Genomic DNA, 14,831 nt, shown 5'->3' on the forward strand with positions numbered 1-14,831 from the left:
CCTGACGACCCTCAGCTGACCCGGAATGTCCGCGCTATTCACTGTCATTGCGTCCGCAGCCTCCATTGCGGACACAGACTCCGTCACTGCATCAGCCATGAAAAGGTGCGGAGATTTGCGCGCTTACGCTTGATCGATGACACGTGAGATTGCCGAGGTCACCGCATCGCAAGACTGTCGAGGAGCCTTCCTACGGTAACTGAGCGCACAGGCTGATGACGGCAATCGCCGCCGAAGCCGCGGCGGCCGTCAGCCAAAGATCAATGGCCTGCGGCCGGTGAGAGACAAATTGCTTCATAAGGGCACGATTCAAAGAGTCAGGTTAGGAGCAATGGATGGCTGGGAGGGCATACTGCCCAGCCGTAAACCCCAACGGATCGATCCGGTTCCCACAGCAGATCACTTTTTGGCGCAGCCTAATGACTCACTTTGCCATGGCAGCCCTGCGTATTAGCGAGAATACATTCCAACCTATTCCTCTTAAGCCTGGCCTCGACATCAAGAGAGAACCACGCCGAGCCCCTTGGCGTGGTCATGCTCTCGTCTTGACGCTGAAAGGCTGGGCGCTGATATGGCGGATGTATTTCGGCCAGACGGTTTAGCGCAAGGATAGCGATGTCGGGACGTGTTCGAGGCCGGAAGAGTTCCCGCGAGAGGATTCTCGATGCGGCGGCGGAGCTTGTGAGTGAGGTGGGTTCGGGACGGCTGACGCTGGACACCGTGGCCGAGCGCGCTGGGCTCAGCAAGGGTGGGCTTCTCTACAACTTTCCCACCAAGGAAGCGCTGCTTCAGGCCATGATCCAGCGCCTCGTTGACGAGGTTTCAGCGGAGCGGGAGGCGCTCCGAGGTCAGGCTGAGCCGGGACATAACCTGGAAGCACGCCTGTGCACGGCCGCCCTGCTCAAGCTGCGCCAGGGTAGGACGAAGGAGGTCGCCAATGGCATGCTGGCTGCCTCAGCCGAGAACCCGCACCTGCTAGATCCCGTGCGCGAGGTCATCAAGGCGACCCTGGAGAACCTGAAAGTCACATCGGACGATCTGGACGCGGCGCTGGTGGGCTGGCTGGCCATTGAGGGCCTGAACAGCCTGGAGATGCATGACATCAGTCCGTTTTCGGAGAAGGAGCACGAGCGGGTCGTCCAAGCAGTCAACCGCCTGTTACGTAACAGGGGGAGCCGTAGTAGCCAGTGCCATAGGAGACGCCTGCATACGGATAGGTCGGGGCATAGCGATAGTTGTAGGGATACTCATAGCCATAGCCGTAGTAGGGAGCCGCAGCCGCGGAGCTGATCAGGCCTCCAATGAGGGCTCCCCCGATCAGGCCAGCCGCAACAGCGCCGCCACCGCCCCTGTAATGCCAGCCGCCACCATACCCTCCACCTCGCCAGCCGCCGCCGTGCCATCCATCGCGATGAATCCCACCGCCACGCCAATGGGGCTGGGCCTGAGCCTCGTGCACTGCTGCAACCCCGAATGACAGGACGGCAGCGCCGATTAAGAGAACGGACTTCCTCATAGCGCGTGTCCTTAGGACAAGTTTTCGGCTCTCGAAATCCAAGAATAATACCACGCTTGGTGAGCAGGCGATAAATAAATATCTGTTTCTTCTCCCTGAGGTGTAGAATGAGTTGACCGATTTTATTCGGAACGAGAGGCGGCGACGGCTGGCTTTACCGCCAGGGTACTTGGTCGGCCCTGAATAATGCGGCGGCACGAGGCTGGTGCTGGATTTCAGGCAACCTGCGACGTATCCGGTTGCACGATGAACCCATCAGGGCTGCCAGAAGCCAAGCCACAAAAAGCCTGAGCCAGTTCAGGATCAGGCGCAGGTTATGTCCGGCGGCCACGAGCAGGGCATTGATTGCATCGCCGGCTGCCCCGAGCAGGTGATTGCGTCCCAGCCGCCCATCCTGCTTCATGTGCCCGATCATCGGCTCGATTGCCGACCGGCGTCTCAGCTCCCGCTTAATCGTGGGCGTCAGCCCCCGCCGCTGTCGGGCGATGAACACGCGCTCCTTGTGCACATAGTCGTGCCCGCGATAGCCCAGGTCGACGTAGATACGCGCGGGCTCCATGTCCGTCATGGCCACGACTTGATCCTCTCGTCGTGCTGAGCGTATGGCCGTCATACGGATTGCCCTCCAGCGCCTTGGAGGCCAGCACGAAGCCCTCCCGGTTGGTCACCGCCACCGCAACCTTGCTGCCGAACTCGTACGGGCGATGCGCCTTGCCTTTGGCGATGCACACCACCTCGGGCGCATGCAGGCTGTAGAGCTTTTTCTTGCTCGTGCGCTCCTGGGGCAGTAGGCGCTCCGTCAGGCCCGGCAGACGTGCAAAGCGAAGGGCGAGGCCCTCATCCGCGGCGACTTTGCGGGCGACATCGCGGCAGACCCGCCCGAGATAGGTCTTCAGCCGCTTCAGTTCGCGCCGCATGCGCGGCATCTGCCGCGCATGAGCATAGCGGCCCACCTGCACGGCCGCCCGTTTGGCCAGCCGGGTGTGGGCCTGACGCAGATCGAGACTGCACTTCTTGGCCTGCCGCACCAGAGCCTGCAGGGCTTTCAGGTACAGCTTGGCATCAGAGGGATGAGTGATCGCCTTGGGCTGCACCGTGGTGTCGACGCTGATCCGCTCCAGGCTCGAGGGCCGCACGGCGCCGCTCTCCAGTCCGGCCTGGATGGTGGTGGCCAGCAGCGTCTCCAGTCCCTCGGGTCCGAGCCGCTTGCGCCAGCGCGTCAGCGAGTTGGGATCGCACGGCAGCTCATGCTGGAAGTACTCGCAGCCGCAGAACCACTGTTCGCGGTAGGGATGCCTGTTACCAAGCACCCCCCGCACAGGTCCGAACGTGCCCTATTCAGGCATTCGGCTCCCACCTCGGGTGTGTGACGGCAAAGCGCTGATCAGGCCAGGGATGAAGGATATGGGGCATCGGCAGCCATGCGTCGGCAATCTGCATCATCCGTTGCCAGTTCATCCCGTCTTTCTGGCTCCGCCGGCGCAGCGTTTGTCGCCACGCCACCATCACCCGGTGACGGAATTTCTGTAACGATCGCATGTTGGTGGGCACCGCATGATAGGCAAAGTAGCCCGTCATCACAGACCTCAGCCACTTCCCTTGCTCGGGAATGGAAGCATGCATGTGCTTCCGCAGCCGGTCCTTGATCGCGCGCAATCTCTCCCGCATCCGGTCCGCCCTGGTCCGGCGATGGAGCTGAAAGCGCCCTTGCCGTGACCTGCCGCAGATGAACACAAACCCGAGAAACTGGAACGTCTCTGGTTTGCCAAAGCCCCGTCGCTGCCGGCGCTCTCTCGCATAGCGACCGAACTCCAGCAGCCGGGTCTTGTCCCCATGAAGCTCGAGTCCAAACTGCTGGAGCCTCTCACGCATCGCGTCCCGGAACCGCCGCGCGTCGCCTTCGTGCTCAAAGCCTACGATCACATCATCGGCATAGCGCACGATGATGACCTTGCCGTTGGCTTGTCGCCGTCGCCACTGCTCGGCCCAGAGATCGAAGACGTAGTGCAGGTAGACGTTGGCGAGCAGGGGCGAGGCCCCTGATCCCTGAGGTGTCCCCATGTCACTAACGCTCCATTCTCCCTCATCCAGAACGCCCGCCTTGAGCCACTTGAGCACAAGGCGGATGATGCGCTCGTCGCCGACCCGATGCCTCAGGAACCGGAGCAACCACATTCGGTCGATCCTGTCGAAGAAACTCCGGATATCGGCGTCGAGAATGCAGTTCACGCGCATGGCATTGATGCCACCCGAGAGCGCATCGAGCGCATGGTGCTGACTGCGCCCTAGCCGGAGCCCATACGAGAACCCGAGGAAATCCTCCTCGTAGATCGCGTTGAGAACCCTGACCACGGCGCTCTGGAGGATTTTATCCTCCAGAGCGGTTACGCCTAGCGGGCGCTGTCGGCCATCCGGCTTCGGAATGAACCGCCGCCGAACCGGCTTCGCCCGGTATGTGCCACGATGGACCCGGTGGTGCAGATCCTGAAGATTGGCCTCCAGGTTTGCCTCGTATTCCTGCCATGTCAGGCCATCCACCCCGGGCGCAGCCTGACGCTCAAGCGCCTGGAACGACTCCCACAGCAGATCAAGGGTAACATGGTGCATCAACGCGGTGAACTTCTGCTTCTTCCGCTGCCTTGCAGCGTGCCGTACACGATCCAGCCCCGGTGACACGCTGGCCCGGCTCTGTGTCCGGTGCGTGCGTGGATGGCCCGTGTTCCCCTCGGTCCTCGCCCTTGGCTCCGCCCCCTCCGCCGCCGGTGTCCCAGCTTTGTTCGAGGGCCTCGTTGCTACTATGGCGAGGTCAGACTTCTCCGGCTCGTGCATCATCGGCTTCGGCTCCTCGCCTTCCCGATGCGGGCCGTCGGCTGATACGCACACCGACGGTCAAGCCGGAGATCTCCCGGTTCCCGCGCAAAGAGCGTGCGTGCATGCCAGAGTCTGCGACCATGCCGGATCCCCGCAGCCCTTGCGATACCGGGTTGTGGGATGTTGCCTTCCACGTACTGGAGCGTGTCGGCATCCGGGATAGAAACCCTATCGTGGCTCAATGGCTGGCCTGCACGGCCCCTGCCGACGCTTCGACGACAGCCTCGCGGCGGCCCTCGCACGGCTCGGGGTCGATGTGGATCGCTACTCCTTCATCGCGGTGGACTTGCACCACCTGCTCTTTGCCGGTCTCCCGGCGCTCCAATACGGGTTCTCGATCCAGCGCTGCACCACCGCCTCATCGGACAAGTTGAAGGTGTGCTGGAGATAGACAGCCCAACCATCAGGCGTGTCGGCTTCGCGGGTCGTCCGAGCGGGCGGTAGAAGCGACCAAACTCGTGATCGAAGCTGTCCCAGTCGATGAGACTGCCCAGGCGAAAGAGCTCGTGGCGCTGATCGAGAATCTGATCGAGCCGGCTGCGGTAGAGATCGCCGGAGCTCGGCATCGTCGGCTTGGGTCCCATGGCAAAACACCGGTTTTAAGCGGGTCAGTCCCCAGATGCTAGCATTCTACAATGCTTCGCCAAGACGAAGAATCCTTCAACCTCAATCAGTTGTGGGTTGTTCAGGGCCGACTGCTTGGGCTATCTGGCTGCCTGCTGGTTTTCCTTGGCGCCCTGCCGGTTTATTCGGATTCGTTTTTCGTGAAGGTCTACGGGAGGACCTACAGGGTCGATCCCCGGTATCCGCCCAACGAACTCAAGGGCCCAACGCCCCGGGAGGCCATTGAGGCCCTGCCCGCCGACATCGCGGAGGGTCCCACCTTCAGCCCGTCACACGGGCAGGTTCTTGCCGAAGTCGAGGAACGGGTCTGGATCGCGCGCAACCAACTCGTCGAGGAACTGGAGGAAACCGCCGCCTCCAGGCAGTGGCGGAACACGGGAGCGACACAAAGACCGTCGATCAGGAGATCACGGAATCCCTCGCAAGCGGAGCGGCACAGACCCAGGCGCTGGCGTTACAGCAACTCTACGACCACCACAGGGCTCTGTACCTTCTCGTGCGGGAGCTGCGGCGGTCCATGGACCTACCCGTGAGACCGCCTGAAGCGGGGTTCTCCCGACCGAAGCTGGCGCCTGAGATCGAGGCGGGCTACCGCGATCAGAGCTTCGACCCCCTCACCGCCTACTACGGCTTCAGGCGCGTCAAGGCGGCCTTTCGCTCCCGTGACGTCACACTCCTGGCCCGGGTTTACCCACTTTCCCTTGACAGTGACAGGATAGACCAAATGGACCATCTACAACCGCGACCAGCTTATCGCCGCGAAGAAAACGGTCATGGATCCGCGCCTCCGGGAGGTCATCGCGAACTCCGCCTTTGAGACAATCTTCGTCCGGGACAAGGGCTTGATGCTTGGACAGGGAGAGGTCTGGATCACCTACGACAAGTTGGGCTTCGGATTGGGCGCCATCACGCTGGAACGATAGCCTGGCTTCGTGAGGACGCAGCCAAGCATGCGCTGGAATGTGCAGCATCCATTCTTGCTACAGGCCGGCGAGAATGCCGGCGGCTTTTGCCAGTACCACGAACATCTCGCGGGCGTGTTCGACGGCCACAGGATCCGGATGCTCCTGCGCTCGTGCCATGGCCGCACTCGTACCCAGCCAAACCCCAGGATTGACGGCACGCAGGTCCATGAGCGGCCTGAGCCTGTACCAGCGCATCACGGCTATGGCCCTATACAGGTCCCTGATCGGGTACTGACGCGTGCGCCCGGAGGCTGGCTCGATTGTCACGACAACAGGCGAACTAAACGAGTGGCGGTTCATAAACGATGTCCGGAAGTCAGAGGGGCGCGCAAAGCGGCGGGGCTGGCCGGTACTGGAGTTCCGGCGACCAGGGAGCGAAAAAGCATGACCGCCGCCACAGGATGAAGTGATCCTGCGTCGCAAGACCCAATCCCCTGTCCTTCTCGCGGCGCGCGATCTCCGCCTCGATGGCCTGGAGCAGCCGCTCCAGCCGAAGCATATGGCGGCGATCGGAACGGGTCGGCTTGCGTTTTTGGCTTGTCATGGGAGCCCCCGGCCGCAAGCGGAAACACCGGCGTTGCTCTCCATTGAGCGAACGCTTGGCAGCTTGCCGGCTGCGATCCATACCCCTCAGGCGATGTCCTTGTTTGTGCCGAACCCCTACCGGACCGGAGAAGCCCAGTCTGACAGGAAGCCGACACAACGGCGTGGCTTTGTTAACTTATGTTAGTTTGCCGCATTCTGGTTGCTGGCTCAGCCGCCTTGCTGCAACCGATGCAAGGCCACATTCTCCGTAGGCCTGCTCACGGCACCCAGGTGAAGCGGCCCGCAATTCCATGGCGTTCTGACAAGCCCCTCATGAACCAGCCATGAGGAAGTTCCCTTTGTCCGGGTCGGCTGATCTGTGAGCAGGCATCAGGTGGCCGTTGCAGACGGCGTGCAGGCGCTGTTCTCCTTGCGGGTGTTATCCGTCACCAGTGCATCGTGCGGAGCCAAAGGCCTGCGTCAGCGAAAGGCGGATCCGATCGTCTGCATCCAACAATGCTCTAAGGTGAAGTTCGCCGGGTCTCGTTGGCGCTGATCACCCGCCCTAACAGTTCCTGAAGCGAGTCCCGCTCTCGCTCCGAGAGGGTGGCCATGACCCGATCCCGCACGGCCAGAATCGCAGGATGCAGGCGTGCGTAGAGTTCCAGACCCTCCGGGGTGAGGCTGAACAGGTGCGGGCGGTTCCCTGCTCCGGGTGCCCGGCAGATCCATTCACGACGCTCGAGGTGCTTCATCATCCGCTGGACACTCGCGAGGTCGCATCCGATCCGCTCGGCTACACGGCGTTCCGTGAACCCGGGCGCATCGTGGAGGGAAGCAAAGACCGCAGGCTCGACTGCGGTGAGCCCCTCGGGCTCGGTAATCTCAGTCAGCTCCGCCGTGAGGACCCGGTCGAAGCGCCGCCCCAGGTTGAACTCGTTGTGGCGGTGGACCGGTGGCAAGGTCCGCGACGGCACGCTCGTGGAGGGGTGTATCATGTAGGCTTGAATGGGGGTGCTGAGGTTCTTGACGACCTGCATCCCTAGATCGTCGAAGCTCAGCGGCAGCACCTTCCGGACGTATTCGTGGGCCGTTCCCGACAGGCAAACGAGCCCGGGCTGGGCCAATTTCTCCATGCGTGCGGCAATGCTGACACCGTCGCCAAAAATATCGCCATTGCGGATCATGACCCCGCCAACATGCACTCCGATCCGGAACACGACCCGGCGCTCCTGGGGAACGTCCTCATTGACGGCGGCAATGCGCTCTTGGACGTCTAGGGCGCATCGAACGGCATCGACCGCGCTGGGGAACTCGGCCACGATGCTATCACCGGCGGTGTTGGCGGTCCGGCCGTTATGCTGGGTGATCTGCCGGTCCAGGACGTCGCTATGGGCGTTGAGAAGGAACAAGGTTCCTGCCTCGTCGATCCTCATGAGGCGCGCGTAGGCAGCCACGTCCGCGCAGAAGATGGCTGCGAGGCGGCGCCTGATCGGGATTGCCGGCTTGGTCACGGCCAAGGTCCTTTGTAGCCCCACACGGCGCACGTCACACGAGTAGGAGAGCATGAGGTTCTGTGGGGCAACTTGTGAGAGGGTCCCCAGGAAAGCGGCTACCAAGCCCGTTCAGCCGCTATTCCAACGGGAGCTCTGACTGTGAGGAACAGTGTTGCCCCACAACTCCTTATGCTCTCCAAGTACAACCAGACCGAATGAGCAGTGATCTGGGGTGGAAACCGATGGCGCTTCTTGCTGACAGGCTTCGTCACGCTACGACATTTAACCCTGAAGTTTCTGATAAAGGGTTGCCGTGACAGCCCTGGTGTACCCTGCCCTTCCATCCTCTGACAGTGTGGCAAAGCCCGGCTATGATCGGGCCTTTTCTTTTCAGCCACGCTGAAACCAACACTCTGTTCAGGGCTTGGGATTGTGTGATGGGTTGATGTCACGCTTCCGGAATGCCCGTCACCAGCACTCGGATTGGCCTGCTTGCTTGTGCGGGTTCCTAACGGCAGCCAATCCACTGTTCTCTTGAGCCGAGCGCCCGCCCCGGCTCCGACAGAGGGAGGCTCGCATACAGATACCACCTGGGCCGAAGCATGCCTCCACGCTGTCAGTTTGAGTGTCGGGGCATCCTTCCGCTCGACAATCTGAACTAATCAGCCGGGTACACCCGGATAAACGCGACTAGCGAGTGACTTCATGTCACCACGGGCCCTCTCCTCTTGGATTGGGCCCGTTTGCTGCGTTTTCGAAGCTCATCAGAAGGGATCGACAGCCAGTCCTGTTTCGCAAATATTAACCGGCTGAAACCCTTACAAAGCAAAGGTTGTTTGGATCAACGCCCAGGAACGATCCGTCGGTAAGCTTAGCAACTGCCTAGCCCTAAGTCTTAGTCTGCCTGCTTTGACATCATGTCAAGAGTCAGAAATGATTAAGATGCGTTAACCGCTCTTTCTCTCGGCCAGCATCGAAAACAGACATGAGCAAGCAAGAGAAATTAAATATTGATCCGCGTCTGGACGCAGAGGATTGCACCCATCATTGCCCGATATGGCTGACGTTATCGCTCGCTTCTTTCGGGATCGTGGCCTTGATCGGCCATCAGATTTTCGGCTGAGATGCAGATTATAAGACTAAGAGCCCGTCCCGAAAAGGGTTGAGTGGCCGAGATCCGTATGATTCCAGGAGGGTGCTGAAGCCTGACCTGGAACCGCAATGTGGACCCCGACCACCCGGCGGCAGTATAGCCGCGACGGCTTGCGATACGAAACTGATCTGACCGATGCCGAGTGGGCGCTGATCGCGCCGCTCCTGCCTGAGCCCCACGCCCGGGGACGACCCCGGCGCTGGCCCGCCCGGGAGATCCTGAACGCGATCTTCTATGTCCTGCGCGGCGGCGTTGCCTGGCGGCTTCTGCCCTCTGATCTGCCGCCCAAGAGCACGGTCTTTCGCTGGTTCAGCTTGTGGCGGGACACCGGTGTGTTCGAGACCATCAACCATCTGCTGGTCATGGCGGATCGCGAGCGGGTCGGCCGGGAAGCCTCGCCCACAGCCGCCGTGCTCGACAGCCAAAGCGTGAAGACCACCGAGAGCGGCGGCCCAAGAGGCTATGATGGGGGCAAGAAGGTCAAAGGCCGCAAGCGCCAGGGATGTTCGACACCGACGGGCGCGGTCTGGTCCTGGAGCCACAGCCGGCTGACGTTCAGGACCGGGATGGTGCGCCTGTGGTCCTGCGCCGGTCGCGGCGCTCCTTCCCGTTCATCGTCAAAGCGTTTGCCGACAGCGGCTATGCTGGAGAGGCTCCCGCCCAAGCGACTTCAATCACCATCGAGATTGTCAGAAAGCCGCCCGATCAGGTGGGGTTCGCGGTGCATCCACGCAGATGGGTCGTGGAACGGTTCTTCGCTTGGATCAGCCGCAATCGTCGGCTCTGGAAGGATCCGGAGGCGACACTCACGTCCGCCCGCGCCTTCCTTTACGCTGCTTCCGTCATGCTCCTTATCCGCCGCTTGGGACGGTGCTCATGATTTACGGGACGGACTCTAACAAGCTGGGGAGCAATTTTATTGCTCGATCCAAGTGCTTGATTCAGAGTAGGCGTGGTGCTGTGCCGCTTAAGCGGATGCGGGCTATTTGACGGGGTACGGCGGATTGACGTGGACGCGTACCTGATCTCCATCGGCAATGTCTCAGACATTCAGGTCAGATACCCCTGTTCTCGGTAAACGCTGAGAGGCCCATATGGCTGCTTGGGTGCGATTGGTAGCTCCGATCTTGCGCAGAATGGCCTTGACGTGGACTTTGATGGTCGCCTCAGTGATCTCGAGATTGCGAGCGATAACCTTGTTCGGCTCTCCCTTCGTCAAGCAACCCAGGATTTCCGCCTCCCGCACCGAGAGCTTGCATTCCTTCAGATCAGAAAGCTTCGGCTCTGACACGCACTCATCCTGAACCGGCTGATTTCCGGCCTGGGGAGTTCTCTCTATGAGGGAGCGCACCACCTCAAAGGGCAGAACTCTCTCCCCGAGCATGACCAGTTCCAGTGAATTGATTAGCACCTCAGGGCCGCTGGCGGTTAGGCAGAAGCCGTTCACGCCAGCCTCATGTGCCGTCCGCACGAAGCTGAGGTCAAGTTGATCCGCCAGAGCAACAATCCGGGTCTCTGGCGACCGCTCTCTTACGAGCCTGATCACCTCAAGCGCACGACCGGTGTTCTGGCTGGCTTCAATGATCACCAAGGCCGTGTTGGGGGCACAAGAATGAGGGCGTTTTGGACCAGTGATAGATGCTGCCTCGGCAATCGCAAAGAGCGTGTCCCGCAGGATGTGCTGAAGTCCTGAGCGCAGAAGGGGGTTGTCGCAGATTAGAGCCGTGGGGATCGCCGGAGCCAAACGCGTGGATGGGGCGTCAGCGTCCAACGAGCGATCATGTACAAGCGTCAGCGTTTGTGCAGTCATCCGTGCCCCCTGTCTTATCTCTTCCGCTAAGAGAAAGTAAACAAGTGGCAGAGTGTCTGTCTGTCTGAATCCCGACAGTAATCTGGTTAGAAAAATATTCGTAACTGTGACATGCAGTCACATTTCTGTGATTGCGCAGGAGAAAGCGGAGTTGCCTTACGAACGGCGAGTATTAGCTGAGCAAGTTCGAGGCCGAAGACAGAAGGAGAGGCTCACTTAAGGCTCGTAAGGCCCTCTTTCATCCCTTCTAGGCTTCAGCCGATGAGGCGGGGAGCCATCGCGAACAGGAAAGCGCTTGAGGTCCCGGCCCGTAGGGGCAATGGAGCCGGTGAATTCACGATGGGAGTGGATCAACCTGCTGCCCGAAGATCATTCACCATGGTTGATGCAAGGTGCTTCTGAAGTTCGGCAATCAGAGCTACATAGGGCTGACGCCGCTCGCGATGCCGACGTTTCAGATTCTTGGAAGGCCTCGAGGGTCCGCTGCGTCAGGCGCACGTCGACCTGCTCGCCGATGAGGCCGAAGGGCACGGGATAGAAGAAGCCGTCCACCTCGATGTGGTAGTCCAGCCCGACGCGGGCGAACTGCCACTGCGCGAACACGTAGTTTTCCGCCGGCAGAGCTGCGAGGGTGGGTCTTTCAATGGGTGAGTTCAATCGATCAGCGCAACAGCTTCGGCCAGCATAGCGCCAGGGGTTCTAGAGCCAAGGGTTTTCCTCGGCCGGGTATTGAGTCTGAGGGCAATCGCGTCGAGATCATCCTGGCTGTAGACGGACAGATCCGATCCCTTGGGGAGATACTGGCGTAACAAGCCATTGGTGTTCTCGTTACTCCCGCGTTGCCAGGGGCTCTGCGGATCACAGAAGTAGACGCTCACGTCAGTCGCGATGCTAAACCGCTTGTGCTGGGCCAGTTCCATGCCTCGATCCCACGTCAGCGACGCCATCAATCCCTGAGGAAGTTGCTGCACCTGGCGAACAAGAGCCTCCACCACGCTGTCGCTGTCTTTGCCTTCCACATGAACCAGCAGGACAAACCGGGATTGGCGTTCAACCAGGGTGGCAATATGCGTGTTCTTGCCGCCCGCGAGCAGATCGCCTTCCCAATGCCCCGGCACAGCCCGATCCTCGATCTCGGCCGGGCGATCTCTGATGGAGACAGCATCGATGATCTGGCCTCTCGGCTGGCCGACCGTGCTCGCTGTCTTGCCGCGCCGCATAACCCGTCGGCTCCGCAGATGGCGGGTCAGCTCCTTTCGCAGGACGCCGCGGGCTTGGATGAACAGGCTCTTGTAGATCGTCTCGTGGGATACACGCATCGTTCTGTTATCGCGGTGTTCAGCCTTGAGCCACCCTGAGATCTGCTCGGGAGACCATTGGTTCTGAAGCTTCTCCGCTACCAGCTCCTGAAGAGACTTGTTGATTGCCAGAAGGCAAGCTTTCGGACGTAAACCCTGTTGCCAGGCACGCTCATCGGCTTGCGTGGCACGATACCTCTTTCTGCCTCCATTCCGACGGACCTCCCGGCTGATGGTCGAGGGTGATCGCCCAAGCCGGTTCGCAATTTGGTGGAATGACCACTCGGCTGCGAGGCCCCGCGATATCTCCTCGCGTTCTTCAGACGTGAGCGAAAGCCGAGAGCGTGTCCTCGGCGGTGGAGCAATGCCTCCCTTGGCGAGCACGACGCCAAAGACTGACCCGGCATGCTTGCCAAGAGCACGGCCGATGTCGCTCAGCGACTCGCCAGCTTTCCACCGGGCCCAGAGTTCCCTTTTCTGCTCCGCCGATAAGCCCGGCCGCCCCGTACGCGCCATCATGGATCCTTTCAGACACCAGAAAATCGATCATGGTGCGCTGACCCGTTGAATCCATCACGGCTTTTTTCGCCAAGGAGGGAAGTCGATGAGGTTCCAGCTCATCGATGTGGCGAAAGAGAGCTTCCCCGTCACCCGTCTGTGCCAGGTTCTCGAAGTGAGCCAGAGCGGCTACTTCGCCTGGCGATCTCGTCCGGCGAGTTGCCGTCAGCGGGAGGACCTGGTCCTCTTGGCCCACATCGGCTCGGCCTTCACCCTCTCGAATGGGACCTATGGCAGCCCACGTATGACCCGCGAGCTGCAGGATGAGGAACTGCAAGTTGGTCGACGCCGTACCGCCCGGCTGATGCGGGAGAATGGGCTCAAAGCCCGGCAGAAGCGTCGGTTCAAACGCACCACCGATAGCCACCATGGCTTTCTGATTGCTCCCAACCTGCTCGAGCAGGACTTCTCGGCCGAGCGCCCGAACCAGAAGTGGAACGCGGATATCTCGTACGTGTGGACGGGTGAGGGATGGCTGTATCTGGCCGTGATCCTCGATCTCTTTGCTCGGCGGGTGGTTGGCTGGGCGGTCAGCGACCGGCTGCGCAAGGCTCTGGCGATCCGACGACCTGGTGAGGGGCTGATCCATCACGCCGACCGCGGCAGTCAATACTGTTCGATCAAGTATCAGGCCGAGTTGAGGAAGCACGGCATCCGGATCTCGATGTCCGGGAAAGGAAACTGTTATGACAACTCGGTGGTCGAGACCTTCTTCAAGACCTTGAAGTCCGAATTGGTCTGGCGCACGGTGTTCCAGACCAGAGCTGAGGCCAAGGCGGCCATTGGTCGTTACATCGACGGCTTCTACAACCCTGTCCGGCGTCATTCGACACTGGATTATGTCAGTCCGGTTCAGTTCGAAAAGCTGGCCGGATAGCTACCAAACCGCTCTCCACTAGAGCTAAGCAAGTCCAGGCTGCTCCTTGCTCGTAACCATGGAGCCTTCATGCCTGATCGGCGGGCCTTGGGAACACCTCCACGATCGCGGCTTACCCCTTTGCCGGACAACGGTCGGAATGGTGGCTGGATTGATCTCGGAACGGTGGCCGGAGAATGATTGGAATCAAGGCGGGCTTCACCTCGGAATCCCTGACCGGATGAAATCGGAATCTGCAATCTAAACATCTAAGTGGTGATTTCCTTATTGTCCTGCTGACCACTCGCCTCCGCTCGCGCGGCTGACGCACAGGTGCAGAACGCCATCAAACCGACAAGGGCCCTGGCGCCGCGGATCAAGCTGCTCCGGAGCCAGAGCGATGTCACCGTAGACGAGGCGAATTGCGGGGCGACCTCGCACCGGCTTCCCAGGGTTGCGTGCAGCAGAGGAGATGCCGTGTCAACGAGACCAGGCAACAATACATGCTGGACAGGCGCGTTATACGGTCGCCCTTTCGCTGAGTACCGCAACCCGGGGTCAATCCGCAGGTGGATCAGGCGGTCTGGTCTGCAAAAAAGAAGCCGTTTGGAGCAGTTCCAAACGGCCTGAGGGGCGGGCTCGCAAGCCCGTTCAAGGGAACGACGCCGTAAAGTCACGGTGTCATCACCATAACCATAACAGGTGGATTCCTCCTTGACCAGGCCACGCGTGAGGTGGGGTTGTTCTGTAGTGCCTTGCCTGCTCACCCGCTCCTAGGCTGGAGCCTTCGCTGTGGACTGATACGGAACCGGCATGGACGTCAGATGCACCGCGGACGCCGAGCTTCGTCTCGGCCCGTGTCAGTCGAATCCTGGCGAAACTGTTGTTCTCGATCCGGAGGAGCACGTCAGCGGAAGAGTCGCGTCGGGCGGGCTCGATGGCTGTCTCAATGAATGCGCTTTCTCCTGAACATAGGCACTGTTGTCAGCCTCGGTCGGGTGCGGAGCGGCACCGGTCATGACAACGAGCTCCCTCGCCAGGAGCAGGTTCAATCGATGTTTGAGCCTAGGATTTTCTGGATTGTTTCAAATGATCGTGGGGCTCTCTCGAATGAGGAGCCGATTGGCTCCCGAAGGGTCGCAAGCGCAGGCCGGCAGGC

11 protein-coding genes and 3 pseudogenes are annotated in these 14,831 nt (G+C 60.7%); 6 read left to right on the forward strand and 8 right to left on the reverse strand.

All coding sequences use genetic code 11. The annotated features are described in order from the left end of the window. The first annotated feature begins 615 nt into the window (after positions 1-615). Positions 616-1,290 (forward strand): TetR/AcrR family transcriptional regulator, encoded by a 675-nt coding sequence (locus tag GR303_RS22215; RefSeq protein WP_161726374.1) that lies wholly within the window; start codon positions 616-618, stop codon positions 1,288-1,290. A gap of 380 nt (positions 1,291-1,670) precedes the next feature. On the opposite strand, the pseudogene GR303_RS22225 reads toward GR303_RS22215, so the two are convergent. Further along, positions 1,671-2,796: pseudogene (locus GR303_RS22225) on the reverse strand (IS5 family transposase); the annotation flags it as partial. A 58-nt stretch (positions 2,797-2,854) separates the two neighbouring features. After that, positions 2,855-4,348 carry a group II intron reverse transcriptase/maturase gene (gene ltrA / locus GR303_RS22230; RefSeq protein WP_161726379.1) on the reverse strand — a complete coding sequence of 498 codons (1,494 nt, stop codon included), beginning with the start codon at positions 4,346-4,348 and terminating at the stop codon, positions 2,855-2,857. 220 nt (positions 4,349-4,568) lie between these two features. On the opposite strand from ltrA, the gene GR303_RS22235 reads away from it, so the two are divergent. Continuing rightward, positions 4,569-4,778, forward strand: a complete 210-nt coding sequence (locus GR303_RS22235; RefSeq protein ID WP_161726381.1) for a hypothetical protein — start codon at positions 4,569-4,571, stop codon at positions 4,776-4,778. Here the strand turns inward: GR303_RS22235 and GR303_RS24960 are convergent. Continuing rightward, positions 4,709-4,971, reverse strand: a pseudogene (locus tag GR303_RS24960) (transposase); the annotation flags it as partial. The gene GR303_RS22235 and the pseudogene GR303_RS24960 sit on opposite strands and share 70 nt — an antisense overlap. An 813-nt stretch (positions 4,972-5,784) precedes the next feature. On the opposite strand from GR303_RS24960, the gene GR303_RS22240 reads away from it, so the two are divergent. After that, positions 5,785-5,934, forward strand: coding sequence for a hypothetical protein (locus tag GR303_RS22240; RefSeq protein WP_161726383.1), 150 nt, complete (start codon positions 5,785-5,787; stop codon positions 5,932-5,934). A 358-nt stretch (positions 5,935-6,292) separates the two neighbouring features. Here the strand turns inward: GR303_RS22240 and GR303_RS22245 are convergent, their stop codons facing one another. After that, on the reverse strand, positions 6,293-6,520 hold the full coding sequence (locus GR303_RS22245) for a hypothetical protein (RefSeq protein ID WP_161726385.1): 228 nt from the start codon (positions 6,518-6,520) through the stop codon (positions 6,293-6,295). Between the two features lie 502 nt (positions 6,521-7,022). After that, positions 7,023-8,015, reverse strand: coding sequence for an adenylate/guanylate cyclase domain-containing protein (locus GR303_RS22250; RefSeq protein WP_343038497.1), 993 nt, complete (start codon positions 8,013-8,015; stop codon positions 7,023-7,025). Positions 8,016-8,982: 967 nt separating this feature from the next. Here GR303_RS22250 and GR303_RS22255 point away from each other — a divergent pair. After that, complete coding sequence (locus tag GR303_RS22255; RefSeq protein WP_161726387.1) at positions 8,983-9,120, forward strand: hypothetical protein; 138 nt, start codon at positions 8,983-8,985, stop codon at positions 9,118-9,120. Between the two features lie 98 nt (positions 9,121-9,218). Then, positions 9,219-10,030 (forward strand): IS5 family transposase gene (locus GR303_RS22260; RefSeq protein ID WP_161726388.1). Its coding sequence is split into 2 segments (ribosomal slippage): positions 9,219-9,648 and positions 9,648-10,030, totalling 813 coding nucleotides; the frame shifts between segments, so codons are not numbered across the junction. Between the two features lie 162 nt (positions 10,031-10,192). On the opposite strand, the gene GR303_RS24965 is transcribed toward GR303_RS22260, so the two are convergent. From GR303_RS24965 to GR303_RS22275, 3 genes are all read right to left on the reverse strand, one after another. Beyond that, complete coding sequence (locus tag GR303_RS24965) at positions 10,193-10,960, reverse strand: LuxR C-terminal-related transcriptional regulator (protein ID WP_161726389.1); 768 nt, start codon at positions 10,958-10,960, stop codon at positions 10,193-10,195. Between the two features lie 369 nt (positions 10,961-11,329). Further along, a complete protein-coding gene (locus GR303_RS24430; RefSeq protein ID WP_425487137.1) occupies positions 11,330-11,617 on the reverse strand; it encodes a Mu transposase domain-containing protein in 288 nt (95 codons plus the stop codon). Next, positions 11,614-12,774: an IS30 family transposase gene (locus tag GR303_RS22275; protein ID WP_161726400.1), complete on the reverse strand. Its 1,161-nt coding sequence runs from the start codon at positions 12,772-12,774 to the stop codon at positions 11,614-11,616. Before GR303_RS22275 ends, GR303_RS24430 begins: the two co-directional genes overlap by 4 nt. 64 nt (positions 12,775-12,838) lie before the next feature. Between GR303_RS22275 and GR303_RS22280 the strand changes: the two are divergent. Next, positions 12,839-13,693: pseudogene (locus GR303_RS22280) on the forward strand (IS3 family transposase); the annotation flags it as partial. Between the last annotated feature and the right edge of the window lie 1,138 nt (positions 13,694-14,831).

The organism is Microvirga arsenatis (assembly GCF_009910705.1).
GTDB lineage: Bacteria > Pseudomonadota > Alphaproteobacteria > Rhizobiales > Beijerinckiaceae > Microvirga > Microvirga arsenatis.